This is a genomic window from Pelomonas baiyunensis, assembly GCF_043555935.1.
GTDB lineage: Bacteria > Pseudomonadota > Gammaproteobacteria > Burkholderiales > Burkholderiaceae_C > Pelomonas > Pelomonas baiyunensis.
Genome location: NZ_JBIGIB010000006.1, coordinates 264754 through 290353, shown reverse-complemented (window position 1 = coordinate 290353; position 25600 = coordinate 264754). Strand labels below are relative to the sequence as shown.

22 protein-coding genes and 1 tRNA gene are annotated in these 25600 nt (G+C 67.5%); 14 read left to right on the top strand and 9 right to left on the bottom strand.

All coding sequences use genetic code 11. The features are described 5' to 3' along the window. Nucleotides 1–1173: a hypothetical protein gene (locus ACG01O_RS19920; protein WP_394387156.1), complete on the bottom strand. Its 1173-nt coding sequence runs from the start codon at nt 1171–1173 to the stop codon at nt 1–3. Further along, on the bottom strand, nt 1170–2057 hold the full coding sequence (locus tag ACG01O_RS19915; RefSeq protein ID WP_394387155.1) for a hypothetical protein: 888 nt from the start codon (nt 2055–2057) through the stop codon (nt 1170–1172). The genes ACG01O_RS19920 and ACG01O_RS19915 overlap by 4 nt, the downstream gene beginning before the upstream one ends. Before the next feature lie 172 nt (nt 2058–2229). On the opposite strand from ACG01O_RS19915, the gene ACG01O_RS19910 reads away from it, so the two are divergent. The 14 genes from ACG01O_RS19910 (at nt 2230) to ACG01O_RS19845 (ending at nt 17551) form a co-directional block, all read left to right on the top strand. Next, on the top strand, nt 2230–2997 hold the full coding sequence (locus ACG01O_RS19910) for a substrate-binding periplasmic protein (protein WP_394387154.1): 768 nt from the start codon (nt 2230–2232) through the stop codon (nt 2995–2997). 122 nt (nt 2998–3119) lie between these two features. After that, on the top strand, nt 3120–5411 hold the full coding sequence (locus tag ACG01O_RS19905) for a Tex family protein (protein ID WP_394387153.1): 2292 nt from the start codon (nt 3120–3122) through the stop codon (nt 5409–5411). A 190-nt stretch (nt 5412–5601) separates the two neighbouring features. Next, complete coding sequence (locus tag ACG01O_RS19900; protein WP_394387152.1) at nt 5602–7827, top strand: TonB-dependent receptor plug domain-containing protein; 2226 nt, start codon at nt 5602–5604, stop codon at nt 7825–7827. 73 nt (nt 7828–7900) lie between these two features. Continuing rightward, the gene (locus tag ACG01O_RS19895; protein WP_394387151.1) at nt 7901–8989 is read left to right on the top strand and encodes a patatin-like phospholipase family protein; all 1089 of its coding nucleotides are present in this window, start codon (nt 7901–7903) and stop codon (nt 8987–8989) included. A 179-nt stretch (nt 8990–9168) separates the two neighbouring features. Further along, nucleotides 9169–11076 (top strand): threonine--tRNA ligase, encoded by a 1908-nt coding sequence (gene thrS, locus ACG01O_RS19890; RefSeq protein WP_394387150.1) that lies wholly within the window; start codon nt 9169–9171, stop codon nt 11074–11076. Between the two features lie 65 nt (nt 11077–11141). Beyond that, nucleotides 11142–11687, top strand: coding sequence for a translation initiation factor IF-3 (infC, locus tag ACG01O_RS19885; protein WP_132570088.1), 546 nt, complete (start codon nt 11142–11144; stop codon nt 11685–11687). A 120-nt stretch (nt 11688–11807) separates the two neighbouring features. Next, complete coding sequence (gene rpmI / locus ACG01O_RS19880) at nt 11808–12011, top strand: 50S ribosomal protein L35 (protein WP_028601240.1); 204 nt, start codon at nt 11808–11810, stop codon at nt 12009–12011. Nucleotides 12012–12037: 26 nt separating this feature from the next. Next, entirely contained in the window at nt 12038–12394 is a 357-nt protein-coding gene (rplT, locus tag ACG01O_RS19875) for a 50S ribosomal protein L20 (protein WP_025564000.1), read from the top strand. Between the two features lie 86 nt (nt 12395–12480). Then, complete coding sequence (pheS, locus tag ACG01O_RS19870) at nt 12481–13524, top strand: phenylalanine--tRNA ligase subunit alpha (protein ID WP_394387149.1); 1044 nt, start codon at nt 12481–12483, stop codon at nt 13522–13524. Nucleotides 13525–13554: 30 nt separating this feature from the next. Continuing rightward, nucleotides 13555–15996, top strand: coding sequence for a phenylalanine--tRNA ligase subunit beta (pheT, locus tag ACG01O_RS19865; protein WP_394387148.1), 2442 nt, complete (start codon nt 13555–13557; stop codon nt 15994–15996). Between the two features lie 11 nt (nt 15997–16007). Continuing rightward, complete coding sequence (locus ACG01O_RS19860) at nt 16008–16376, top strand: integration host factor subunit alpha (RefSeq protein WP_394387147.1); 369 nt, start codon at nt 16008–16010, stop codon at nt 16374–16376. 36 nt (nt 16377–16412) lie between these two features. Further along, a complete protein-coding gene (locus ACG01O_RS19855) occupies nt 16413–16955 on the top strand; it encodes a MerR family transcriptional regulator (RefSeq protein WP_394387146.1) in 543 nt (180 codons plus the stop codon). A gap of 52 nt (nt 16956–17007) precedes the next feature. Then, nucleotides 17008–17084 (top strand) — tRNA-Pro (locus ACG01O_RS19850). Between the two features lie 68 nt (nt 17085–17152). Then, nucleotides 17153–17551, top strand: coding sequence for a 50S ribosome-binding protein YggL (locus ACG01O_RS19845; protein ID WP_394387145.1), 399 nt, complete (start codon nt 17153–17155; stop codon nt 17549–17551). A 30-nt stretch (nt 17552–17581) separates the two neighbouring features. On the opposite strand, the gene ACG01O_RS19840 is transcribed toward ACG01O_RS19845, so the two are convergent. From ACG01O_RS19840 to ACG01O_RS19810, 7 genes are all read right to left on the bottom strand, one after another. Then, nucleotides 17582–19867, bottom strand: a complete 2286-nt coding sequence (locus ACG01O_RS19840; RefSeq protein ID WP_394387144.1) for a DEAD/DEAH box helicase — start codon at nt 19865–19867, stop codon at nt 17582–17584. A 45-nt stretch (nt 19868–19912) separates the two neighbouring features. Further along, entirely contained in the window at nt 19913–20551 is a 639-nt protein-coding gene (locus ACG01O_RS19835) for an RpiB/LacA/LacB family sugar-phosphate isomerase (protein WP_394387143.1), read from the bottom strand. 238 nt (nt 20552–20789) lie between these two features. After that, nucleotides 20790–21278, bottom strand: a complete 489-nt coding sequence (locus ACG01O_RS19830) for a PaaI family thioesterase (protein ID WP_394387142.1) — start codon at nt 21276–21278, stop codon at nt 20790–20792. A gap of 15 nt (nt 21279–21293) precedes the next feature. Beyond that, nucleotides 21294–22085, bottom strand: coding sequence for an SDR family oxidoreductase (locus ACG01O_RS19825; RefSeq protein ID WP_394387141.1), 792 nt, complete (start codon nt 22083–22085; stop codon nt 21294–21296). A gap of 11 nt (nt 22086–22096) precedes the next feature. Beyond that, nucleotides 22097–23893: an acyl-CoA dehydrogenase gene (locus tag ACG01O_RS19820; RefSeq protein WP_394387140.1), complete on the bottom strand. Its 1797-nt coding sequence runs from the start codon at nt 23891–23893 to the stop codon at nt 22097–22099. Between the two features lie 55 nt (nt 23894–23948). Then, entirely contained in the window at nt 23949–24350 is a 402-nt protein-coding gene (locus tag ACG01O_RS19815) for a PaaI family thioesterase (RefSeq protein ID WP_394387232.1), read from the bottom strand. A 46-nt stretch (nt 24351–24396) separates the two neighbouring features. Then, nucleotides 24397–25572: an acetyl-CoA C-acyltransferase gene (locus ACG01O_RS19810; RefSeq protein ID WP_394387139.1), complete on the bottom strand. Its 1176-nt coding sequence runs from the start codon at nt 25570–25572 to the stop codon at nt 24397–24399. Nucleotides 25573–25600: the final 28 nt, after the last annotated feature.

Below are 25600 nucleotides of genomic sequence, written 5' to 3'. Positions count from 1 at the left end.
TCAGGGCCCGGCGGTGCGGGCCAACTGGCCTTCCAGCTGGCTCACGTCGCGGCTGAACTCCGCAAGGTAGCGGTTGCGCTCCTCGCTGGTCCATTCCGCGTCGGAAAAGCCCTTGAGCGGGTAGGTGCCGCTGCGGTGCACCACGCCTTCCCGGCGCGCGAGCATGGCGCGGTCGGGAAAGCGGTCTTCCATCAGCAGAAAACCCTGCAGGTCGCGCAGGCGCAGCGGCATGGCGGGGGCGCCGTCGCGCAGCAGTTTGCCGAAGAGGCGCAGCCGGGCCACTTGCGGCCCCGCGCCCAGCTCATCGTTGAAACTGACCAACGCAAACGGCTCGCCCCGGGCGTCGTCCACCCGGGCGCTGACGACGTAGCGGCCCGCCCGCTTGACGTTCAAGCCGACGTTGAAATCCAGCGAGCCGTCCGCCACGCGTTCGGTGATGGCGCCCCACTCGGCGGGCACCAGCGGCTGGTAGACCACATCGAAGTTCACCACGCCCTGTCGGCCGTCCTGGCTGAGCGTGACCTGCAGGCGCAGCGTACCGGCAAAGTCGGCAAACGCCGTGCGCGAGGGTTGGAATTGGGTGCTGTACACCCCGTCGCTGCCGGCGAAGTCCAGCGCCAGCTGCGGCCGGCCGGCGGCTTGGCGCGGGTCCGGCAGGTCGAACGCCACGGCGCGCGTCACCAGCAGCGGCAGGGTCTGGCCGGCATCGTCTTGCGCCGTGACGCTGACCTTCACCACCTCCTCGCCGCTCATGAACACGCGGTCTTGCGTGGTCAGGATGCGCACGCCAGGCACGGCCGCCTTGGTGCCCGGAAATCGCAGCGGCAGGCTCTCGCGGATGGGGGCGAACGGGTGCACCTGGTCCGGGTGCTCGGCGATGGGGCGGGACTCGTGCGGGTAACGCGTTTGCTCGCGGTAGGTGGCCAGCGTGACCTTGGCGCGCTCCAGGCGCTGCAGCAGCGCCTGGCGCTGGCTCAGGCGCTCGCGCAGCGCCGCGTCGGTGAACGGCGAGCCCTGCGGCCGCGAGGCGGCCCCCGATGCTGCCGCCAAGGCCAGGTGCGCTGGGGCTGCCGCGGGCTGCGCGGGCGCGGGGGCTGCCGCGTCTTGCGGCCACACCCACCAAGCCAGCACCCCGGCCAACAGGGCGCCGGCCAGCCCCGCAGCGCGCTTCACTTGGCGTTGTTCACCATGTCTTGGCGCACCAGGCCCACCGTGCCTTGCCAGTTGCCGTTGGTGTAGTGGTTGTAGGCCTCGGCATCGTCACGGAACACCACGCTGTGGTTGCTCCACTTGGCCTTCCCGCCTTCGGCCGGGGCGGTGCCCAGGGTCAGGTCGTTGCAGAACCAGTCGCTGGGGTTGCAGTAGCTGGCGCCGCCCGAGCCGGAAATGCCGCCGGCCGAGTGGTAGGCCACGGCTTCGTCGTCTTGCCCCGGCAGCACGAAGGAGTACAGCGTGCCCTTGGAACCCGCCCACATGTAGAACATCTTGGCGCGGGTGTTGTTGTGGTCGTACAGCGCGCGGGCGGTGCCGGTCTTGAGGTCGCTCACCAGCGGCTCGCTCAAGGCCCAGTCGCCCGCATTGGCCAGCTCGCTGCCGCCGCCGGCGCCGGCCGCCACGTTCACCCACTTGATGTTCCAGCCGGTCTGGGTGCTGCCGTCGCTGTTGGCGCAGCTGCCGTCCGGCCCGGGGGTGGCGTTCTTCTTGTAGCGGGTGCTGCCGCCGTACAGCGACAACGTGTAGCCGATCATCAAGTCACCCGCGCTGTGGGCGGCCACGTAGCACCAATTGGTGCCGGTGCAGTAACAGTCCAGCGCGTTGCGGATGAGGTAGTTCTGGTCGGAGATGTGGTTGTAGCCGTCCCAGTTGACGGCCTTTTTGTTCACACCGGCCGCCGTGCTGGCGGGGCCCCAGTAGGTGAAGTCGGCGTAGTTGCCGGCCACGCCGCCGCCGGTGCGGCCGTTGATCCAGAGCGAATAGTTGGTGGCAAAGGCTGCGCCCACCAGCGCAGCAGCGCCGAGGACGACCAGCGGGAAGCGTCGCGAGAGGAACCTGCGCATCGTGTTGTCTCCGTTGTTGTGGTGTTGTCGGTACTGCGGGGCGGACTGTAGGAAGCTCCACCCCTGCGGCAAACCCGCAGTAACCCGTGGGAATCGTGTTTCTCCCTGACATGTGCGAGCCCGCCGCCGCCCTAGACTGACCTGACTCCCACTCCTGAATTCCTCGCCTCCCATGCGCCGGCGTCAACTGCTGCTGCCCCTCGCTGGCCTGCTGAGCACGCCGGCAGCTTGGCCGCAGGCCCGCACGGTGGTGGTGGGGGCGGAAGACGACTGGTTTCCCTACTCGGCGTTGGTGGACGGCCGGGCCCAAGGCCTGACGGTGGACCTGGTGACGGCCGCCTTCGCGGCGGTAGGCATCACGGCGCGCATGGAGCCGCTGCCCTACGCCCGCTGCATGGCGCAAACCAAGTCGGGCAGCCTGGCGGCCTGCTTCAACACCACGCGCACCGAGCAGATCGAGAAGGACTACCTTTGGACGTCTCGCCCGATGTTCGAGGAGCGGTTCCTCATCTGGGGGCTGGTGGACGACGTCGTCACGCGCCCGGGCGGGCTGATGGTGCGCGACCTGGAGGGCCAGCAGGTGGCCGTGACGCGCGGGTATGAATACGGCACCGAGTTCGACGGCAACCCGCGCATCGTGCGCGTGGTCACCGGGCAGGACGAAAAAAACTTCCGCCTTCTGCTCAAGAGCCGGGCGCGATACACCCTATCGCCCGACGCCAACGCCCGCCTGCTGTTCCAGCGCCACCCCGAGCTGGCCGGCCGGTTCAAGGTGGTCGGGCAACTGGATGCCTTTGGCATCTACACCGCCTTCTCGCGGACGCACCCGCTGGGCACGGCCCTGCGCGCCGCCTTTGACGATGGGCTGCGCATCATCCAGGCCAACGGCACGGCCCGCGCCATCCACGACCGTTGGCGGCAGCGCATCCAGGGCCGCTGAACCCGAGCCGGGCGCCCACAGCGCGTTTGGCAGAATGCGGGCCCCGCGTGTGACTCCGGGCGCCTGTCGCGGCGCCCTTTGTATTTGTGGACCCCATCGTCTCCCAGATTGCCGCCGAACTGATGGTTCGGCCCGCCCAGGTTCAAGCCGCCGTCGACCTCCTGGACGGCGGGGCCACCGTGCCCTTCATCGCCCGTTACCGCAAGGAAGCCACCGACGGCCTGGACGACATCCAGCTGCGTGAACTGGACGCTCGCCTGGCCTACCTGCGCGAACTGGCCGAGCGCCGCGAGGCCGTGCTCAAGAGCATTGCCGAGCAAGGCAAGCTCACGCCCGAGCTGGAAGCCGCCGTGCGCGCCGCACCCACGAAGCAGGAGCTGGAAGACCTCTACCTGCCCTACAAGCCCAAGCGCCGCACCAAGGGCATGATCGCGCGCGAAGCCGGCCTGGAGCCGCTGGCGGACCAGTTGTTCGCCAACCCCGCGCTCGTGCCGATGGACGAGGCCGCCAAGTTCATCAATGCCGAGGGCGGCTTTGCCGACGCCTTCGCCGTGCTGGACGGCGTGCGTGACCTTCTCAGCGAGCGCTGGGCCGAAGACGCCGTGCTGGTGGGCAAGCTGCGCGAATGGCTGTGGGAGGAGGGCCTGTTCCAAAGCAAGCTGATGGACGGCAAGAACGGCGAGCTGCCGGACCACGCCAAGTTCCGCGACTACTTCGACTACGCCGAGCCCATCCGCACCGTGCCCTCGCACCGCGCGCTGGCCGTGTTCCGCGGCCGCACGCTGGAGCTGCTGGACGCCAAGCTGGTGCTGGACGAAGAGCCCGTGGCCGGCAAGCCCGGCCTGGCCGAGGGCCGCATCGCCTCGCACCTCGGCTGGCGCCATGCCAACCGCCCGTCGGACGAACTGATCCGCAAGACCGTGGCCTGGACCTGGAAGGTCAAGCTCTCGCTCAGCTTGGAGCGGGATCTGTTTGCGCGCCTCCGTGAGTCTGCCGAGGCCACCGCCATCAAGGTCTTCGCCGAGAACCTGCGCGACCTGCTGCTGGCCGCACCGGCGGGCAAGCGCGTGGTGATGGGGCTGGACCCGGGCATCCGCACCGGCGTGAAGGTGGCGGTCGTCTCCGACACCGGCCGCGTGCTGGACACCGCCACCGTCTACCCCCACGAGCCCCGCCGCGACTGGGACGGCGCCTTGCACACCCTGGCCAAGCTGTGCGCCACGCACGGTGTGAACCTGATTGCCATCGGCAACGGCACCGCCAGCCGCGAGACCGACAAGCTGGCCGGCGAGCTCATCAAGAAGCTGCAGGCGCTGGACGCGAGCGTGAAGATCGAGCGGGTGGTGGTGAGCGAAGCCGGCGCCTCGGTCTACTCGGCGTCCGAGTTCGCCTCCAAGGAACTGCCGGACCTGGACGTGAGCCTGCGCGGCGCGGTGTCCATCGCCCGCCGCCTGCAAGACCCGCTGGCCGAGCTGGTCAAGATCGACCCCAAGAGCATCGGCGTCGGCCAGTACCAGCACGACGTCAACCAGAGCGAGATGGCCCGCGCGCTGGACGCTGTGGTGGAAGACTGCGTGAACAAGGTGGGCGTGGACCTGAACACGGCGTCGAGCGCGCTGCTGGCCCGCGTGTCCGGCCTGTCGGCCTCGGTGGCCGCCAGCATCGTGCGTTGGCGCGACGCGCACGGCGCGTTCAAAAACCGCCAGCAGCTGCTGGACGTGACGGGCCTGGGCCCCAAAACTTTCGAGCAGTCCGCTGGCTTCCTGCGCATCCGCGGCGGCGACAACCCGCTGGACTTCTCCGGCGTGCACCCCGAAACCTACCCACTGGTGGAAAAGGCGCTGGGCCTGCTGAAGCGCCCGGCGGACGAAGTCATCGGCCGCAGCGAGGTGCTGCGCACGCTCAAGCCCGAATTGCTGGCGGACGAGAAGTTCGGCCTCATCACCGTGAAGGACGTGCTGGCCGAACTGGAAAAGCCCGGCCGCGACCCGCGCCCGGACTTCAAGGTGGCGCGCTTCAACGACGGTGTGGAAGACGTGAAGGACCTGCAACCCGGCATGCTGCTGGAAGGCACGGTCAGCAACGTGGCGCAGTTCGGCGCCTTCGTCGACCTGGGCGTGCACCAGGACGGGCTGATCCACGTCAGCCAGCTGAGCAACAAGTTTGTCAACGACGCCCGAGAGGTGGTCAAGACCGGCGACATCGTCAAGGTGAAGGTGCTGGAGGTCGACCTGGCCCGCCAGCGCATCTCGCTCACGATGAAGCTGGACGCCCAAGCCCCGCGCGGCCCCAAGACGGACAACGCCTTCCGCCCGGCCGCTCGGCATGAGCGCCAAGGCGGTGGCGGTGGGCGCGACGTCCAGCCGGCCGGCGGCAACGCCATGGCGGCGGCCTTCGCCAAGCTCAAGCGCTGACGCAGCTCGCTTCCGAGGGTGCCGGTGGGAATCTGACCTTCGTCACCGTCACACCACGCTGTCATGATCGCGGCCCGCGCCCCGGGCTGTCGATTGACGCCCCGGAAACGGCAACTGGTCGCACACCAGATGCGCGCACCCCGCCGCGCCGCTACGCTGCCGGCCGCATCGAACCCTCGGAGTCCTGTTCTTGAAAACCACCGCCCTCGCCTCGCTGCTGTTGCTCAGCCCTGCCTTGGTTCTGGCCCAGCAGGAGGTGGACCGCGCCACCAACGCCGCCCCAACGCCCAGCAACCAGCAGCTGGAGCGCGTGTCGGTCACGCGCCAGCAAACCGACACCGACCTGCGCCGCCGCGAGCCGGTGGCCAAGCAGCTGTACGGCCGCGAGGAGCTGGACAAGTTCGGGGACTCGCAACTCAGCGACGTGCTCAAGCGCCTGCCGGGCATCAATGTGTCGGGCGGCCAACTGCGCATGCGCGGCCTGGGCGGCGCCTACACGCAGATCCTGGTGAACGGCGAGCCCGCGCCCCCGGGATTCAGCCTGGACAACCTGAACCCCGCACAGGTGGAACGCCTGGAGGTCACCAAGGCCCCGACCGCCGACCAAAGCGCCCAGGCCATCGCGGGCACGCTGAACATCATCCTGAAAGATGCCCCGCGCATCGTGCAGAAGGACCTGCGCCTGGGCCTGGCCTATGCCAATGAGAAGCCGGTCATCAACGGCGGCTTCACCTACGGCAACCGCACGGTGGGCGGCCTGGGCTTTGTGCTGCCGGTGTCGGTGTACCAGTGGGACAACCGCAACCACACGGACGGCGAGCGCCTGCGCGACGGCGGCCTGACGCGCCTGAGCAGCACCGGCACCGACCACAGCCACGGCCGCGGCGCCAACGTGTCGCCCCGCCTGAACTGGAAGTTGGGCGACGACGAAACCCTCACGCTGCAGGGCTTCTTCGTCACCAACCGCTTCTTCAACGATGGCGACAACACCACGACCGAAGTGTTCTACGACCCGGTCAAGAGCGTGCGCCCACGCAGCGTGCTGGACACCACGCACAACCGCGGCACGTTCAACGCGCAGCGCTTGAACCTGCAATACAACAACCGCTTCGACGAAGACAAGCGCATCGAGCTGCGGGCCGGCGCCGGCAGCGGCGGCGCGGACTTCAACTTCGACTTCCTCGGCCGCGACAAGAACGGCGTGCAAACCGTGGCCCGCAGCACCACGGGCGAGAATCGCAACCGCAACGCCACGCTGGCCGGCAAGTACAGCCAGTACGCCGGCGAAGCCCACACCGTGACGGTGGGCAGCGAGCTGGAACGCCGCACCCGCGACGAAACCCGCCGCACCACCGAAAACGGCGTGGACCTGCTGCCCGGCATCGAAGGCCAACCCTTTGACGCCACCATCACCCGCAGCGCCGTCTACGCGCAGGACGAGTGGGAAATCAGCAAGCAGTGGTCCGCCTACTTCGGCATGCGCCACGAGCAGATCAAGACGGTCAGCGCCGGCGTGGGCAGCGACTTCAACAGCACCAGCAAGGTCACCACCCCGCTGCTGCACCTGAACTACAAGCCCGATCCCAAGGGCCGTGACCTGGTGCGCGCCAGCCTGACGCGCAGCTACAAGGCCGCCGATGTGCAGCAGCTCATCGCCCGCCCGACCATCAACACCGACTACCCCGCCACCGGCCTGAACGCGCGCACCAACACGCAGACGGCGCCCGACCGCGTGGGCAACCCCAACCTCAAGCCCGAACTGGCCACTGGCCTGGACGCAGCCTGGGAGACCTACCTGCCGGCCGGCGGCATGGTGTCGGTCGGTGTGTTCCACCGCCGCATCACCGGCCTCATCCGCAACGCGCTGGCCCTGGAAAACAGCGTCAGCTGGTCCAGCCAACCGCGCTGGGTGGCCAAGCCGATCAACCTCAGCAAGGCCACCACGGAAGGCCTGGAGCTGGAGGTCAAGGGCCGCGCCGCCGAGCTGTTCCCCAGCCTGTTCGAGCCGACCACGGCGCTGAGCCTGCGGGCCTCGCTGAACCTCTACCGCTCGCATGTGGCTGACATCCCGGGCCCCGACAACCGCCTGGAAGGCCAGCAGCCCTGGCAGTTCAACTTCGGTGCGGACTACCGGTTCAAGGCCGTGCCGCTGAGCATGGGCTTCAGCGCGCAGATTGCGCCGAAGTTCACCGTGCAGCAGACCGCGCTGCAAAGCCAGGACAGCCTCGCCTCCCGCTCGCTCGATGCATTCGCCGCGATGCAACTCAGCAAGCAAGACAGCGTGCGCCTGAGCGTGAATGGCCTGTTCCAGCCCAAGCAGGGCACCCGCGTGCTGATTGCCGGCCTGCCGGACTACAACCTCAGCGAACGCAAGCCCGTGGCGTGGTGGTCCGCGAACTGGGAACACAAGTTCTGAGTTCACGGCGAGTGGGGGCTGACGTCGCCAGAGCAGCACGCAGCCGCCCGGTGCTCGGCTATGGTGTCGGGCAATGACTGCTCTTGCCCTTCAACTCTTTGCCGGCCCGGCCGCCCGGGCCCGCTTGGCCGAGCGCGGCCTGCGGCCCGAGGATGTGGGCCTGATCCCCGCCGCCGCGGGCGGGCCCAAAGGCTTGATCCTCAACGGGCTGGACCGCCTGATATTTGGCGACTGGCTCGCCCAGAGCCGCCACACCGTGCACCTAGTGGGCGCCAGCATCGGCGCCTGGCGCATGGCCACGGCCGCCCTGGCCCACCGGGGCGTGGCCCATGCGTTCGAGGTGATGGCCGAGGCCTACGTCACCCAGGAGTACGACGTGCTGCCGGGCGAAACCCGACCGCGCCCGGAGGGCGTGAGCCGGCGCTTCGGCGAAATCCTGGCGGAGATCTTCGAAGGGCGCGAAGCCGAGGTGCTGGCCCACCCGCGCCTGCGCCTGCACATCGTCACCTCGCGCGGCCGCGCCGGCCTGCTGGCCCGCGAAGGCAAGCTGCGCACGCCGTTGGGCTACTTGGGCGCGTTCGCGGCCAATGCGATGTCGCGCCCGCTGCTGGGGCGGTTCCTGGAGCGGGTGGTCTTCTCCGATCCGCGCGACCGGCTGCCGCTTGGGCTGAACGACTTCACGAGCCGCGAGGTGCACCTGTCACGGGCCAACCTGCGTGGGGCCTTGCTGGCCAGCTGCTCCATCCCGTTCTGGCTCCAGGCCCAACACGACCTGCCGGGCGCGCCGCGCGGTGCCTACTGGGACGGCGGCATCACCGACTACCACCTGCACCTGGACTACCGCGCGCTGCAGCAGGCCAACGCACCGCTGGTGCTGTACCCACACTTCCAGCGCCAGGTCGTGCCCGGCTGGCTGGACAAGGCGCTCAAGCACCGCCACCGGGCAACCGCCTTCCTGGACAACGTGGTGCTGCTGTGCCCGTCGCCCGAGTGGATTGCCAGCCTGCCCGGGGCCAAGCTGCCCGACCGCAACGACTTCATCAAGCTCGACGCCGAGGAACGCCGCCGCCGCTGGCGCACCGCCGTGGCGGCCAGCCAGCGGCTGGCCGATGATTTCGCGGCGCTCACGCGCCAGGACACCATCCAGGCCCTGAGCCTTTAGAATCCGGGCTCCCTCCCCTCACAAGAGCGAGAAAGGCACCCTGGTTATGACACCGCGAACTACGACCACCTTCACCGGTACCTAGTCGGCCGCGGCTCGTCACGCCTGCCTTCGGGCAAGAAACCAAGCGCGGCAAGTGGCCGCGCTTTTTCATTTCTGCCCCACGAACGGAGCACCCCATGATTTCCATCCAACTGCCCGACGGCTCGCGCCGTGAATTCCCTGCCGCCTTGACGGTGGGCGAGGTGGCCGCCAGCATCGGCACCGGCCTGGCCAAGGCGGCCCTCGGCGGCAAGGTCGACGGCAAGGTCGTCGACCTGTCGCACGTCATCGACCGCGACGTGCAACTGTCCATCGTCACCGACAAGGACGAAGACGGCCTGGACATGATCCGCCACTCCACGGCCCACCTGCTGGCCTACGCGGTGAAGGAGCTGTACCCCGACGCCCAGGTCACCATCGGCCCGGTCATCGAGCACGGCTTCTATTACGACTTCGCCTACAAGCGCCCCTTCACGCCGGAAGACCTGGCCGCCATCGAGTCCAAGATGACCGAGCTGGCCAAGAAGGATGAAAAGGTGGTGCGCCGCGTGCTGCCGCGTGACGAAGCCGTGGCGCACTTCAAAGCCATGGGCGAGGCCTACAAGGCCGAGATCATCGAAAGCATCCCGGCCGACCAGGATGTGTCGCTGTACGCCGAAGGCAAGTTTGAAGACCTGTGCCGCGGCCCCCACGTGCCCAGCACGGGCAAGCTCAAGCACTTCAAGCTGATGAAAGTGGCCGGCGCCTACTGGCGCGGCGACCACCGCAACGAGATGCTGCAACGCGTCTACGGCACGGCGTGGGCCAGCAAGGACGACCTGCAGAAGTACCTGACCATGCTGGAGGAGGCCGAGAAGCGCGACCACCGCAAGCTCGGCAAGGAACTGGACCTCTTCCACATCGACGAGCACGCCCCGGGCGTTGTCTTCTGGCACCCCAAGGGCTGGACGGTGTGGCAGGAGGTGGAGCAGTACATGCGCCGCGTCTACCGCGACAACGGCTACCAGGAGGTCAAGGGTCCGCAGCTGCTCGACAAAACGCTGTGGGAAGCCACGGGCCACTGGGACAAGTACCGCGACAACATGTTCACGACCGAATCGGAAAAGCGCGACTACGCGCTCAAGCCGATGAACTGCCCGGGTCACATCCTGATCTTCAAGCACGGCGTGAAGAGCTACCGCGACCTGCCGCTGCGCTTCGGCGAATTCGGCCAGTGCCACCGCAACGAGCCCACGGGCGGCCTGCACGGCATCATGCGCGTGCGCGGTTTCACGCAGGACGACGGCCACATCTTCTGCACGGAAGACCAGATCCTGCCCGAGTGCGTCGCCTACACGGCCTTGCTGCAGAAGGTCTACCAGGACTTCGGCTTCACGGACATCATCTACAAGGTCGCGACGCGGCCGGATGCCCGCATCGGCTCCGATGAAATCTGGGACAAGGCCGAGCATGCGCTGATGGAAAGCCTGCGTGCCTCGGGCGTGGATTTCGTCATCGCCCCGGGTGATGGCGCCTTCTACGGCCCCAAGATCGAATACACGCTGAAAGACGCCCTGGGCCGCCAGTGGCAGTGCGGCACGATGCAGGTCGACTTCTCCATGCCGGGCCGCTTGGGCGCCGAGTTCGTGGACGAAGACGGCCAGCACAAGAACCCCGTGATGCTGCACCGCGCCATCGTCGGCAGCCTGGAGCGTTTCATCGGCATCCTGATCGAACAGCACGCCGGCGCACTGCCCACCTGGCTCGCTCCGACGCAGGTGGTCGTGGCCAACATCACCGATTCCCAGGCCGATTACGTCGCGGAAATCGTGAAATCGCTGCAAAAACAAGGGCTTAGGGCTCAGGCCGATTTGCGCAACGAGAAGATCACCTATAAAATCCGTCAGCATTCCATGCAAAAGCTGCCGTACATCCTCGTCGTGGGTGACAAGGAAAAGGCGAACGGCAGCGTTGCGGTACGCGCCCGTGGCAACCAAGACCTTGGTGTGATGCCCCTGCAGGACTTCCTCGACCGGATCTCCGCAGACATCACCAACAAAGTCTGACCGCCGTCCGGGCGCGATTCGTTTTTGTTTGGGCCCTCGCCTGGGCCCCTTGAAAGGTCCACACCATCGCTACGTTTGCCGACCGTCGTGCGATTCCAGAGCGCAAGCACCGCCTGAACCGCGAAATCATGGCTCCCGAAGTCCGTCTGAACGGCCCCGAGAATGAACCCATCGGGATCGTCAGCATCCAGGAAGCCCTGCGCATGGCGGGCGATATGGATGTGGACCTGGTCGAGATCTCTGCCACCGCCAACCCGCCGGTCTGCCGGCTGATGGACTACGGCAAGTTCAAGTACCAGGAACAAAAGCGCGCTGCGGAAGCCAAGGCCAAGCAGAAGATCATCGAGATCAAGGAAGTCAAATTCCGCCCGGGCACGGACGAAGGCGACTACCAGATCAAGATGCGCAACCTGCGCCGCTTCATCGCTGAAGACGGCGACAAGGGCAAGGTCACGCTGCGCTACCGGGGCCGCGAGATCACGCACCAGGACATTGGCATGCGCCTGCTGGAGCGGATCCGCGACGAACTGGCGGACGTGGCGGTGGTTGAAAACATGCCGAAGCTCGAAGGTCGGCAGATGATCATGGTCCTGGCGCCCAAGAAGCGCTGAGATCGAAGCAGGTTTAACCCGTCGGTTTGGTCGCTGGCGGGTTCACAAGTCTCCTGAGGCCAACAAGTGTGTCGGAGTCTCCGGCACCGCCCCAGGGACATACTTAAAAGGAGCATTCACATGCCCAAGATGAAGACCAAGAGCAGCGCGAAGAAGCGTTTTCGCGTTCGTCCGGGTGGCACCGTCAAGCGCGGTCAGGCGTTCAAGCGCCACATCCTGACCAAGAAGACCACGAAGAACAAGCGTCAGCTGCGCGGCGCTGTGAACGTGCACGAAACCAACATGGGCCACATGGCTCAAATGTTGCCTTTCGCCGGCCTGTAATCCACCAAGACTAGAAGGAGAAACATATGCCTCGCGTCAAACGTGGTGTTACCGCTCGCGCCCGTCACAAGAAGGTCCTGGCCCTGGCCAAGGGCTTCCGCGGTCGTCGTAAGAACGTTTTCCGCATCGCCAAGCAGGCGGTGATGAAGGCGGGTCAATACGCCTACCGTGACCGCCGCACCAAGAAGCGCGTGTTCCGTCAGCTGTGGATCGCCCGTATCAACGCCGCCTCGCGTGGCCTGGGTCTGTCCTACAGCAAGTTCGTGGCAGGTCTGAAGAAGGCCCAGATCGAGATCGACCGCAAGGTCCTCGCCGATCTGGCCGTCAACGACCCGGCTGGTTTCGCCAGCATCTTCGCCAAGGTGAAGGCCGCGCTCGCCTGATTGCGACCCGCTCCGGTTTGCGCCGGAGCACGCAAGCTTTGAGGGCCGGCCCACCAGGGTCGGCCCTTTCTCATTCCAAATTCCCGATGTCTGATCTCGACGCCCTCTTGGCTGCCGCGCAAGCGGACTTTGCCGCTGCCCCGACGCCCGCCGAACTGGAAAACGCCAAGGCGCGCTTCCTCGGCAAGTCCGGCCGCGTGACCGAACTGATGAAGGGCCTGGGCGCCCTCAGCATCGAAGAAAAGAAGACCCGCGGCGCCGAGATCAACCAGACCAAGGTGGCCATCGAGGCCGCCCTGACCGCCCGTCGCGACGCGCTCGCCGCCGCAGAGCTCGAGAAGCAGCTCAAGGCCGAGGCCCTCGATGTGACGCTCCCCGGCCGCCAACGCGGCACCGGTGGCCTGCACCCGATCACCCGCGCCATGGAGCGCATCGAGGCCATCTTCGCCTCCATGGGCTTCGACGTGGCCGACGGCCCCGAGATCGAGACCGACTGGTACAGCTTCTCGGCGCTGAACAACCCCGAGAACCACCCCGCCCGCTCCATGCAGGACACGTTCTACGTCGACATGAAAGACGAGAACGGCAGCTGGCTGAACCTGCGCCCGCACACCAGCCCGATGCAGATCCGCTACGCGCAGGCGCACGCCAAGCGCTACGCCGGCCAGGAAACGATGCCCGAGATCCGCGTCATCGCGCCGGGCCGCACCTACCGCGTGGACAGCGACGCGACCCACTCGCCCATGTTCCACCAGGTCGAAGGCCTGTGGGTGGGCGAGAACATCTCGTTCAAGGACCTGAAGGCGGTCTACCTGAATTTCATCACCGCCTTCTTCGAGACCGACCAACTGCAGCTGCGCTTCCGCCCCAGCTACTTCCCGTTCACCGAACCCAGCGCCGAGATCGACATCATGTTCGAGAGCGGCCCGCTGAAGGGCCGCTGGCTGGAAGTCTCTGGCTCCGGTCAGGTGCACCCGCTAGTCATCCGCAACATGGGCCTCGACCCCGAGCGCTACATCGGTTTTGCCTTCGGCTCTGGCATCGACCGCCTGGCCATGCTGCGCTACGGCGTCAACGACCTGCGCGCCTTCTTCGACGGCGATCTGCGCTTCCTGTCGCAGTTCAAGTGATCCGCCCAGCCTTCTAGTTCACGAGTCATCATGCAATTTCCCGAGTCCTGGCTGCGCGAGTTCTGCAATCCGTCGCTGTCCACCGCCCAACTGGCTGAACTGCTGACCATGTCTGGCATGGAAGTGGAAGAGCTGCGCCCGGTCGCGCCGCCCTTCCACGGCATCGTCGTGGCCGAAATCCTCGAAGCCGAACAGCACCCCAACGCCGACAAGCTGCGCGTGTGCAAGGTCAACGCCGGCGCCGCCTTCAACAACGGCGAACCGCTGCAAATCGTCTGCGGCGCACCCAACGCCCGCGTGGGCATCAAGGTGCCCCTGGCCACGGTCGGGGCTGAACTGCCGCCGGGCGCCGATGGCAAGCCGTTCAAGATCGGCGTCGGCAAGCTGCGCGGCGTGGAGAGCTTCGGCATGCTGTGCTCGGCCCGCGAACTGAAGCTGAGCGAAGACCATGGCGGCCTGCTGGAGCTGGCCGCTGACGCCCCGGTCGGTGAAGACATCCGAAAGCACCTGGCGCTGGACGACACCCTGTTCACCCTCAAGCTCACGCCCAACCTGGGCCATTGCCTGAGCGTCTACAGCATCGCACGCGAGGTGTCTGCGCTGACCGGCGCGCCGCTGCTACAGCCCGAGTTCCCGGCGGTCAAGCCGACGCTGGGCGACAAGCTCGCGGTGCGCGTGGAAGCCCCGGACCTGTGCGGCCGCTTCTCGGGCCGCGTCGTCAAGGGCATCAACACCACGGCGGCCACGCCCGCGTGGATGGTGCAGCGCCTGGAGCGTTGCGGCCAGCGCTCGGTCACGGCGCTGGTGGACATCTCGAACTACGTGATGTTCGAGTACGGCCGCCCCACCCACATCTTCGACCTGGACAAGATCAGCGGCGACCTGGTCGTGCGCTGGGGTCAACCTGGCGAACAGCTGAAGCTGCTCAACGGCAACACCATCACCGTGGACGAGAAGGTCGGCGTCATCGCGGATGCGCGCGAGGTCGAGTCCCTCGCCGGCATCATGGGCGGCGACCACACCGCCGTGTCCGACGACACGAAGAACGTCTACGTCGAAGCCGCCTTCTGGTGGCCCGAGGCCGTCATGGGCCGCGGCCGTCGCTACAACTTCAGCACCGACGCCGGCCATCGCTTCGAGCGCGGCGTGGACCCGTCCAAGACCGTCGAACACATCGAGCGCATCACGCAGCTCATCCTCGACATCTGCGGCACGGCGGACACCCAAGTCGGCCCAATGGACGACCAGTCGCCCAACGTGCCCGTGGCCAAGCCCGTGACGCTGCGCGTCGCGCGCGCCGCCAAGGTTATCGGCATGCCGGTCACCCAGGCGCAATGCGAAGGCGTGTTCACACGCCTGGGCCTGCCGTTCACCGCTGCTGACGGCACCATCACGGTGACCCCGCCGAGCTGGCGCTTCGACATCCAGATCGAGGAAGACCTCATCGAGGAAGTCATCCGCGTGCTGGGCTACCCCACGCTGCCCTCCACTGCGCCGCTCGCGCCCATCGTGGGTCGCACCGGTTCGGAATCGCGCCAGGCCAAGCACGCACTGCGCCGCGCCGTGGCTGCGCGCGACTACTTCGAGACCATCAACTTCAGCTTCGTCGAGGAACGCTGGGAGCGCGAGCTGGCCGGCGTCACCGACCCGATCCAGCTGCTCAACCCCATCGCCGCACCGCTGTCAGTGATGCGCACCAGCCTGATCGGCAGCCTCGTGCAGGTGCTGCGCCACAACCAGGCCCGCCGTGCGACGCGCGTTCGCGTGTTCGAACTGGGTCGCGTGTTCAAGCGCGATACGTCCGTCGCCAACGGGCCGCTGTCCGTCGCCGGTATCGACCAGCCGCTGCGCCTGGGTGGCCTGGCCTGGGGCCCGGCCGAGCAACAGCAGTGGAGCCAGAAAGACCGCGCCGTCGACTTCTTCGACGTCAAGGGCGACCTGGAAGCCCTGTTCGCCCCGCAGGCCTTGACCTTTGAAGCCGCCGAGCATGCTGCGCTGCACCCGGGCCGCAGCGCCTGCGTGCGCCTGAACGGCACGCCCATCGGCATCGTCGGTGAACTGCACCCGCGCTGGCGCCAGGCCTACGAAATCACCGGCGGTGCGCCCGTGGTTTTCGAACTGGACCTGGACGCTGCCCTGACCCGCACGCTGCCGCACGGACAGCCGCTGCCGCGCCAACAGGCGGTGCAACGCGACTTGGCCTTGGTGGTGAAGGACAGCACCTCCCATGACGCGCTGATGGCCGCCATCACCACCGCCGGCGGCGCCCTGCTGCGCTCGGCCAAGCTGTTCGACGTCTTCAAGCCCGCGGCCGGTGCCACCACCGACCTGCAAGCGGATGAGCGCTCCTTGGCCGTTCGCCTGGAACTGCTCGACGACGAGACGACCCTGACCGACGAGCGCATCGACGCCGCCGTGGCGGCCATCGTGGCCGCTGCTGCGAGCCAAGTCGGCGCCCGGCTGCGCGGTTGACCGGAGATTTCATGGACGCCCACGACACCAAGAAGGACGCGGCCGCTGTCGTCATCGGCAGCCTCGAGACGCCCACGCTGACCAAGGCCGAGTTGTCGGAACTGCTGTTCGACAAGCTCGGCCTGAACAAGCGCGAGTCCAAGGACATGGTCGAAGCCTTCTTCGACATCCTGCACGACAGCCTCGTCAAGGGCCAGGATGTGAAGCTGTCGGGCTTCGGCAACTTCAACATCCGGCGCAAGGCCTCGCGGCCCGGCCGCAACCCGCGCACCGGGGAATCCATCCCCATCAAGGCGCGAAACGTGGTCACCTTTCACGCCAGCCACAAGCTCAAGGGCCAGGTTCAAGGCGACGCGCCCGCGACCGAAGACTTCGAGTAGAGTCCGAAGTCCCCTCGGCAAACCTGTTGATTTGCAATGGAAAAGGCGCTTCCCGCCATCCCCGCGAAACGCTACTTCACCATCGGTGAGGTGAGTGAACTGTGCGGCGTGAAGCCCTACGTGCTGCGCTACTGGGAGCAGGAGTTCACGCAGCTCAAGCCCATGAAGCGGCGCGGCAATCGGCGCTATTACCAGCACCACGAAGTGCTGTTGATTCGCCGCATTCGCGACCTGCTGTACGACCAGGGCTTCACCATCAGTGGTGCCCGCAATCAACTCAGCGAAGGCTTGGCGGCTGCCTCCGCGGCCCAGAACTTTCGCGATGAGGCCCACGCGGCAGCCTCGCTGGCCGACAACCTCGACGATCTGCCCGATGAGGACGACGACGGCGAATCGGGTCTGGCTGCTTTGGCGTCGCGGGTCATGCCTGTGAAAGCCGCACCCACTCCTCAACACGCGCGCCCGTTGAAGGCAGCCGAAGCGTCGATCACGCTGCCCGTGCTGGCCGCGGAGAACATCACCTCCCTGGAGCAAGTGCGCGCCGAACTGCTGGCCATTCGCTCCACGCTGCTGACCTGACGCACGAATTGCTCGCCGGCCCTCAAAATCCGGTTATACTTACAGGCTCAGTCGGGGCGTAGCGCAGCCTGGTAGCGCACTTGCATGGGGTGCAAGGGGTCGCGAGTTCGAATCCCGCCGTCCCGACCATTTTATCGAAGTAGATCAACGGGTTACGCCGCAAGGCGTGACCCGTTTTTCGTTGCCGGATCGCGTTCATGAACATCATCTCGTCCTTCTCTCGCCGCCGCCTAGCCCGTTTGAACCGCCGCCAGCGCAAGAAGCTCTGCGTGGGCGAATTCCAGCAAGTGGGATGCTGGATCGAACTGAGCTTCACGCAGCCCCTGGACGAGCAGGGTCTGGATCAACTGCTGGAAGCTGCTGAAGGCCTGACCTCGCCGCTGGGTGTTCAATTGGGCGGTCTGGGCGGCGCCCTGCCGCTGTCGCAGACCGAAGCCTTCCTCGGCGGGGTGAACGGTCAGTCGGTCACGCAAGAGGAGCGCGACGCGATGCTGGCGGGCCTGAAGGCGCTGCCCCAGGTGGCGCAAGTGCGCGTGAGCGATTGGATCGACGTGTGGCACCCGGGCACCGTGCCGGCGTCCCTGCAAACCGTCTGAGTCCACGGCGCCGGGCGGCTGGCCGCCGAGTCAATCGCCCGGGCCCAAGCCCACCTCAGCCTCCAACGGCGCCAGCAAGCGTTCCACATCCGGGACGCTGAATTTGGTGAGCGCACTGCCGTCATCCGCCCCGAGCAGACCATCGGCCAACGCCCGCTTGCGGGCCTGCAGTTCCAGCATGCGCTCTTCGATGCTGCCCTCGGCCACCAGCTGGTAGGCGAACACCGGCTGATCTTGCCCGATGCGGTGGGCCCGGGCGCTGGCCTGGGCTTGTACGGCGGGGTTCCACCAGGGGTCGACATGGATGACCGTGTCGGCCGCCGTCAGGTTCAGCCCCACGCCGCCGGCCTTCAGGCTGGCCAGCAGCACCGGCACCTCGCGCGCCTGGAAGCGCCGCACGATGTCGCCGCGCTGGGACGCAGGCGTGTCGCCGGTCAGGCGCAGATGCGGCACGGGCACCTCGGCGGCAATGAGGTCCAGCATCTCGGTGAACTGCGAAAACACCAGCACACGCCGGCCTTGCGCCACCAGCGCCGGCAGGTGCTCGCGCAGCCATTCGAGCTTGGCGCGCTCGGTGTGCGGCGCCATCTCCACGCCCTTGACGAGGCGCGGGTCGCAGCAGACTTGGCGCAGCTTGAGCATCGCGTCCAGCACGCTGATGAGGCTGGTGGGCGTGAAGCCGTCGCGCTGCAGGATGCGGCGCACCATGTGGTCGGCTGCGACGCGCACGCTCTCGTACAGCTGCTTCTGCTGGCCGACGAGCGGCACGCGCTTGACCAGCTCGGTCAGCGGCGGCAACTCGGTGGCCACCTCGGTCTTGAGCCGGCGCAGGATGAAGGGCCGCACGCGCGCCGCCAGCAGCCGCGCGCGCGGACCGTCGCGGTTGACCTCGATGGGCTTGCGCCAGTGGCGCCCGAACGTGCGCGAGTCGCCGAGGAAGCCGGGCATCAGCAGGTCGAACAGCGACCACAGCTCGCCAAGGTGGTTCTCCAGCGGCGTGCCTGTCAGCGCCAGCAGGTGCCGCGCGTCCAGCCGGCGCAGCGCGCGCGCGGCGCGGGCCTGCGCGTTCTTCACGGACTGGGCTTCGTCGAGGATGAGCAGATGCCAGGGCCGGGCCGACAGCGCGCGCAGGTCGCGCCAGACGAGGTTGTAGGTCGTCAGCACGAGGTCGGCGTCGGCGAGGTCGACGCCTGCGCGGTCCGGGCCGTGCCAGGTCTTGACGCGAAGTCCTGGCGCGATGCGCGCGGCTTCCTGCTGCCAGTTGAACAGCAGCGAGGTGGGCACGACCACCAGCGCCGGGCGGTCCAGCCGGCCCACCTGCTTTTCCGCCCACACATGGGCCAGCGCCTGCGCCGTCTTGCCCAGGCCCATGTCGTCCGCCAGGATGCCGGCGACGTGTTGCTCGCGCAGGTACTGAAGCCAGGCCAGGCCGTGCAGCTGATACGGCCGCAGCGCCAGGCCCAGCCCGGGCGGTTGCTCGAACGCCACCGGCGCGCCGGCCGCCAGCAGCCGCCGGCCCAGCGCCTTCAGGCCGGCATCGCCGTGGATCTGCCAGCGACCGCGCGATTCGTCCTCGATGACACGGATGCGATCCGCGTCCCATTCGTTCAGCTTGAGCGGCTTGCCCTTCTCCAGCTCGGCGGGCTTCAGCAGGTCCAGCAGCGCCAGCATCATGGCCTTCAGCGGCGCGGCGACGGCGTGATAGCGCCGCCCGCCCGGCGCGCGCAGCGACACGATGGCGTCATCCTCGATGGCGCCAATGGCCACGGCGTCCAGCCAGCGCTTGTCGCGGCGCAGCAGGTTGGCGATCAGCGGGGCCAGGTCCAGCGTCTTGCCGTCCACCTCCATGCCAAGGCTGACGAGCCAGGCGCCCGTGCGGCGCTCCAGCGCCAGGCCTTCGACGCGGCGGCTGGGCTTGGGTTCTGCTTCGGTATCTTCGGTCAGCCCCAGCTGCCAGCCGCTGACAAACTGGCTGTGGTGGGCAAAGCCCGGCTCGGTCGTGATCTGCCAGCCCAGCGCCTGCAGCGCCGGCACGGCCTCGGCGTGGAAGTCGCCGAAGAATTCTTCCTGGACCAGTGTCCAGAGGGACTCACCTCCCAGCACCAGCGGTGAACCGCGCCATTGCAGCAGCGCGGGATCGAGGGCGATCAAGCCGTGCTTGAGGAGGATTTGCTCGGCGTCGGCATCTCGCCGCGCCAGCGTTGCCACCGTCACCTGCTCGCCGCGCGGGCCGAGCGGGCCGCGTGGGCGCAGGCCCAACAGGCCATCGCCGCGCGTCAGTGTGCGCAGCGTGAGGTGGGGTGGAGCAACAGACATCGCGACAGTCTCGCAGCCCGCGAGACCGTCGCGAGGATCGGATCCTCAGGCCAGGACCGACTTGATGTAGGAAGCGATGGCGTCGTCCTGGCAGTTCGTGAAGAACAGCTCCTGGAACTTCTCGCCCGACACGGCGGCCTTCAGCAGGTCCTGGTCGACGCTCTTCAGCACGGTCAGCATGTCCTTGCACGAGGCGGCCTTCAGGTCCTTCAGGATGCCGCGGTTCTTGGCCATGATGGCAGCGCGCTCCTTGGGATAGCCGGCGCCGCGCTCGTTCTCCAGCAGCTTGCGGTAGCAGTCCTGCAGGTTCAGCTCGGCGGCCCAGCCGAAGCCCTTGGCGTAGGGCATGGACATGGCGTTGCCGTCGTTGATCTGGCCGAACAGGAAGGCGTCGGTCGGGTCGATGACCAGGCCGCAGAACACGCCGGGCATGCTGTTGCAGGCCAGCATGGAGCCCATGCCGGTGCCGCAGCCGGTGATGACGAAGTCGGCGGCCTTGCTGTTCAGCAGGATGCCGGCCAGCAGGCCGTTCATCACATAGGTCAGCGAGGCCTTGTCTTCCGGCGTGTACATGCCGTAGTGGTGGACTTGGTGGCCCAGCGGCTCGGCCACGGTCTTGAGCGCGTTGTGGACGATCTCGGACTTGGCGGCCTGGCTGTTCTCGATGATGAGGGCGATCTTCATGGCGGGTGGCTTTCGGGGCGAATCGGGACGAGGGCGAAGGGCCGGCCGCCCGCGGCCAGAGGGGCCGAGAGCGCTGACCGTCATGCCAGAGACGTGCCCCCGAGCGGGGTGCCGGACGGCAGGGTCCGGGTCGCCACCTGGCCAACCGCGCACCGCAAGGTGCTGACGCGGGCCCCATTGTGCCGCGTTATTGGAACGCCGTTTCAGAAAACCACGATGCGCCGAACCGGGCGTGGTTTCAGCCCGCGTCCCCGGCTGCCACGAGTGGCGTGGCCGGCGTCAGCTTGTTGAGCTTGCGCCCTTGCGTGGGCAGCGCCTTGAGGTACTTGAAGGTGCCCGTGGCGTGAGCGCACAGCTGGCCGTCGCCCCCAAACACCGAGCCCTCGCAGAAGGCCATGGTGGTGGAGCGGTGCAGCAGCTTGGCGTGGCAGCGCAGCTCGCCTTCGCCGGGGCGCATGAAGCTGGTCTTCATCTCGATGGTGACCACGCCCGGCCCCATGCCGGGGTCGTGGCGGTGGATGCTGCGTGCGGCGTGGGCCATGGCCACGTCCAGCAAAGTCATCAACACCCCACCGTGCGCCACCTCCCACGAGTTGAGGTGGCCTTCCTGCAGGTCGACCCGGATCTCCGCCTCGCCGTTGCCCAGGCTGTGCAGCTCCAAGCCCAGTTGCTGGACGAACGGGATGCGCACCGGGAAGTGCAGCGGCGGGGCGGGTCGTTGGCTCATGAGCGGATTGTCGGATCAGCCACCATGCACGGCGCTGACACCGCCATCCACCGCCAGGATCTGCCCGGTGATGTGCTTGCCGGCCTTGGACGCGAACAGCAGCGCGGCACCCTTCAGGTCTTCGTCGTCGCCCAGGCGGTTCAGCGGCGCGTGTGCGGCCAGCTTTTCTTCGCCGATGGCGGCCAGCAGGCCCTTGGTCATCTTGCTCGGGAAGAAACCCGGCGCCAGCGCATTCACGGTGATGCCGTAGGCACCCCACTCGCCGGCCAGCGCCCGCGTGAAGTTCACCGCCGCGCCCTTGCTGGTGTTGTAGGCGATCGTCTTCATCGCGCCCAGATTGCCCGACAGCCCGGCGATGGACGCCACGTTGATGATGCGACCGGACTTGCGCGGAATCATGCTGGCCTTGGCCACGGCCTGGGCGAACACGAACAGGCTGCGGATGTTCAGGTCCATCACCTTGTCCCAGGCCTCCAGCGGATGGTCTTCGGCCGGGGCGCCCCAGGTGGCGCCGGCGTTGTTGACGAGGATGTCGATGGCGCCCAGGCGCTCCATCGTCTCGGCCACCACACGCTGCACGTCGTCGTCCTTGGCCGCATCAGCCGCAATCCAGCGGGCATCGATGCCGCGCGCTTGCAGGTGGGCCGCGGCCTCCTCCAGGTCGGCTGCCTTGCGCGAGGTCAGCATGATCTTGGCGCCGGCTTCGCCGAGGGCCTCGGCGATCTGCAGCCCCAGCCCGCGCGAGCCGCCCGTGACGAGGGCCACCTGGCCGGTGAGGTCGAAGAGGTCTTGGACTTTGGTGGTCATGGTGTTGTCTCTCAGAAGTATTCGGTTTTGATGTCCCGGCACAGCGGCTCGCGGCGGGCGACGACGTCGAGCCACGCGCCGATCTTGGGCAGCTCGTAGGCGAAGAAATAGCGCGCCGCGGCCCGCTTGCCGTGGGCGAAGTCGGTGTCGGCTGCCACCGCCAGCGCCACGTCCAGCCACAGCCAGGCCAGCACGGTGTGGCCGAAGGCTTGCAGGTAGGGCACGGCGTTGGCCAGCGCTTCTTCCGGCTCGCCGGTGCTCCACGCCTTCTTGGTGGCGCCGCCCACCTGGGCCAGCGCCGCAGCCAATTGGTTGGCCTGGGGCGCCCAGTCGGTTTGCATGGCGCGCTCGATGGTCTGCTGCACGCGCGCAGCCAGCGCAGCCAGCGACGCCCCGCCCTGCTGCACCACCTTGCGGCCGAGCAGATCCAGCGCCTGGATGCCGTGCGTGCCCTCGTGGATCATGTTCAGGCGCTGGTCGCGCCAGTACTGCTCCACGGGGAAGTCCCGCGTGTAGCCGTAGCCGCCCAGCACCTGGATGGCCAGCGAGTTGGACTCCAGGCACCACTCGCTGGGCCAGCTCTTGGCGATAGGGATGAGCACGTCCAGAAGCGCCTGGGTGCTGGCCTTGTCGTCCCCGGTCGCCAGTTCGTCAACCAGGCGGGCGCAGTACAGCTCCAGCGCCAGGCCGCCTTCGACATAACTCTTTTGTGCGAGCAACATGCGGCGCACGTCGGCGTGTTCGATGATGGGCCGCTGCGGGCTCGCGGCGTCTTTGCCCGCGGCCGTCATGGGCCGACCTTGCGGGCGTTGCTTGGCGTAGTCCAGGCTCGCCTCGTAGCCGGCGTAGCCCAGCATCACCGCGCCCAAGCCCACGCCGATGCGGGCCTCGTTCATCATGTGGAACATCGCGCGCAGACCCTCGCCGGGCTTGCCGACGAGGTAGCCGATGGCGCCCTTGCGACCGCCCGGCGTGAAGCGGCCTTCGCCGAAGTTCAGCAGGCAATTGGTGGTGCCGCGGTAGCCCAGCTTGTGGTTCAGGCCCGCGAGGCTCACGTCGTTGCGCTCGCCCGTCAGCTCGGCGCGCTCGTTCACCAGCTTCTTGGGCACGATGAACAGCGAGATGCCCTTGGTGCCTGGAATCAGCTTGCCGTCCGGCCCCGGCACCTTGGCCAGCACCAGGTGAATGATGTTCTCGGTGATCTCGTGCTCGCCGCCCGAGATCCACATCTTGTTGCCGGTCAGGCGGTAGCGCGGCCCGAGCACATCGGACTCGTCCTCCAGTTCGGCGCGCGTGGCGATGTCGGACAGCGACGACCCGGCCTGCGGCTCGGACAGGCACATGGTGCCAAACCAGCGGCCCGCGAACTCGTTCTTGGCAAACACCTCGCGCTGCAGCGGCGTGCCGTGGGCCATCAGCAGGCTGGCGTTGCCCGAGGTGAGCATGGCGTAGCCGCCCGTGGCCACGCTGGCCTTGCTGAAGAAGGCATTGCCTGCCATCTCGATGACGCAGGGCAACTGCATGCCGCCCACGTCGTAGTCTTGCGCCGCGGCCAGCATGCCGGACTCGGCATAGGCCAAGGTTGCGTCGTGCGTGGCCTGCGGCAGGTGCACGCGCTCGCCGTCGAAGTGCGGCTCCTGCGTGTCGGCCAGGCGGTTGAACGGCGCGAATTTCTCGCGGGCGATCTTTTCGCAGGTGTCCAACACGGCCGAGAAGGTCTCGGCGCTGTGCTCGGCAAAGCGCTCCCGCGCGGTCAGCTCGCCGGCTTTCAGCCAGTCGAACAACAGAAAGTCCAGCGTCTCACGCATGGTGGGACCTCATCGAAGGAATGAACGCACCCGGCCAGCGGCCGGTGCGGGGTCGTCAGTCGTCGCCCAGGCCTGCGCGCACGATGGTGCCCTGGGCCAAGGCGCACAACTTCTCGGTGCCGCCGCGCACGGCGAACACCTCGCAGCGGCACACCGCTTGGGTGCGGCTCACGGCCTGCGCTTCGGCGCGGGCAATCAGCCGCTCGCCCACGGCGGGGCGCACGTAGTTGATCTTGAACTCGGATGTCAGCACCGGCACACCCATCGCGGTGCCGCCAGCGTAGGTGAGCGCGTTGTCCGCGAGGTAGCTAACGGCACCGCCATGGGCAAAGCCGTTTTGCTGCATCAGCTCCTCGCGCAGCGGCAGGTGCAACTCCACCTGCCCCGGCGCCAAGGCCGCCAATTCAGCACCCAACAGCCGGCTGAACGGCTGCTGGGCCAGCACCTCCCGGCCCATGGCCAGAAAGTCTTCGGGGCTGATGGACACGCTCACCGCGCCGCGCTCACAGCACCTCGAACACGCCGGCCGCGCCCATGCCGCCGCCGATGCACATGGTCACGCACACCCGCTTGGCGCCACGGCGCTTGCCTTCGATCAGCGCGTGGCCCGTCAGGCGCTGGCCCGACACGCCGTAGGGGTGGCCCACCGCGATGGCGCCGCCGTTGACGTTGAGCTTGTCCATCGGGATGCCCAGCGTGTCGGCGCAGTACAGCACCTGCACCGCAAAGGCTTCGTTCAGCTCCCAAAGGTCGATGTCGGCGACCGTCAGGCCCAGCTTCTTCAGCACCTTGGGCACCGCGAACACCGGGCCGATGCCCATTTCATCGGGCTCGCAGCCGGCCACGGCGAAGCCGAGGAAACGGCCCAGCGGCTTGAGGTTGTGGGCCGAGGCGTACTGCTCAGACACCAGCGCGCAGGCGCCGGCACCGTCGCTGAACTGGCTGGCGTTGCCGGCCGAGATCAGGCCGCCCGGGATGGCCGAGCGCAGGTCCTTGATGCCTTCGTAGGTCGTGCCTTCGCGCAGGCCTTCGTCGGCGCTGACGGTCACTTCCTTGCTCATCAGGCCCATGACCTTGTCGGCCACGCCCATGGTGGCGGTCACCGTGATCAGCTCGTCAGCGAACTTGCCGGCGGCCTGGGCGGCGCAGGCCTTTTGCTGGCTGCCCGCGCCGTAGTGGTCCATGCGCTCGCGCGAGATGTTGTAGCGCTTGGCCACGTTCTCGGCGGTCTGCAGCATGTTCCAGTAGATCTCGGGCTTTTGCTTCATCAGCGCCGGGTCCACAAGCATGTGCTTGTTGGCTTCCTGCTGCACGCAGGAGATGCTTTCCACGCCGCCGGCGATGTAGACATCGCCCTCGCCCGCGATGATGCGCTGCGCGGCCATGGCGATGGTCTGCAGGCCGCTGGAGCAGAAGCGGTTGATGGTGACGCCGCTCACCGTGATGGGCAAGCCGGCCTTCAGCGCAATTTGGCGCGCGATGTTGCTGCCCGTGGCGCCTTCCGGCGTGGCGCAGCCCATCAGCACGTCTTCGATGGCGCCCGCCTCAATGCCGGCGCGCTCGACGGCCGCGGCCACGGCCCAGCCGCCCAGCGTGGCACCGTGGGTCATGTTGAACGCGCCCTTCCAGCTCTTGGTCAGCGGGGTGCGGGCGGTGGAGACGATCAGTGCGTTGCTCATGTCTTGATCCTTGTTCGGTGGTGCTGCG

Bases quoted from the DNA above. Each gene is read 5' to 3' on its own strand.
- ACG01O_RS19915 (WP_394387155.1), bottom strand. From the start codon at position 2,057: ATGCGCAGGTTCCTCTCGCGACGCTTCCCGCTGGTCGTCCTCGGCGCT.
- ACG01O_RS19910 (WP_394387154.1), top strand. From the start codon at position 2,230: ATGCGCCGGCGTCAACTGCTGCTGCCCCTCGCTGGCCTGCTGAGCACG.
- ACG01O_RS19905 (WP_394387153.1), top strand. From the start codon at position 3,120: ATGGTTCGGCCCGCCCAGGTTCAAGCCGCCGTCGACCTCCTGGACGGC.
- ACG01O_RS19895 (WP_394387151.1), top strand. From the start codon at position 7,901: ATGACTGCTCTTGCCCTTCAACTCTTTGCCGGCCCGGCCGCCCGGGCC.
- thrS (WP_394387150.1), top strand. From the start codon at position 9,169: ATGATTTCCATCCAACTGCCCGACGGCTCGCGCCGTGAATTCCCTGCC.
- rpmI (WP_028601240.1), top strand. From the start codon at position 11,808: ATGCCCAAGATGAAGACCAAGAGCAGCGCGAAGAAGCGTTTTCGCGTT.
- rplT (WP_025564000.1), top strand. From the start codon at position 12,038: ATGCCTCGCGTCAAACGTGGTGTTACCGCTCGCGCCCGTCACAAGAAG.
- pheS (WP_394387149.1), top strand. From the start codon at position 12,481: ATGTCTGATCTCGACGCCCTCTTGGCTGCCGCGCAAGCGGACTTTGCC.
- pheT (WP_394387148.1), top strand. From the start codon at position 13,555: ATGCAATTTCCCGAGTCCTGGCTGCGCGAGTTCTGCAATCCGTCGCTG.
- ACG01O_RS19860 (WP_394387147.1), top strand. From the start codon at position 16,008: ATGGACGCCCACGACACCAAGAAGGACGCGGCCGCTGTCGTCATCGGC.
- ACG01O_RS19855 (WP_394387146.1), top strand. From the start codon at position 16,413: ATGGAAAAGGCGCTTCCCGCCATCCCCGCGAAACGCTACTTCACCATC.
- ACG01O_RS19845 (WP_394387145.1), top strand. From the start codon at position 17,153: ATGAACATCATCTCGTCCTTCTCTCGCCGCCGCCTAGCCCGTTTGAAC.
- ACG01O_RS19840 (WP_394387144.1), bottom strand. From the start codon at position 19,867: ATGTCTGTTGCTCCACCCCACCTCACGCTGCGCACACTGACGCGCGGC.
- ACG01O_RS19835 (WP_394387143.1), bottom strand. From the start codon at position 20,551: ATGAAGATCGCCCTCATCATCGAGAACAGCCAGGCCGCCAAGTCCGAG.
- ACG01O_RS19830 (WP_394387142.1), bottom strand. From the start codon at position 21,278: ATGAGCCAACGACCCGCCCCGCCGCTGCACTTCCCGGTGCGCATCCCG.
- ACG01O_RS19825 (WP_394387141.1), bottom strand. From the start codon at position 22,085: ATGACCACCAAAGTCCAAGACCTCTTCGACCTCACCGGCCAGGTGGCC.
- ACG01O_RS19820 (WP_394387140.1), bottom strand. From the start codon at position 23,893: ATGCGTGAGACGCTGGACTTTCTGTTGTTCGACTGGCTGAAAGCCGGC.
- ACG01O_RS19815 (WP_394387232.1), bottom strand. From the start codon at position 24,350: ATGGGCCGGGAGGTGCTGGCCCAGCAGCCGTTCAGCCGGCTGTTGGGT.
- ACG01O_RS19810 (WP_394387139.1), bottom strand. From the start codon at position 25,572: ATGAGCAACGCACTGATCGTCTCCACCGCCCGCACCCCGCTGACCAAG.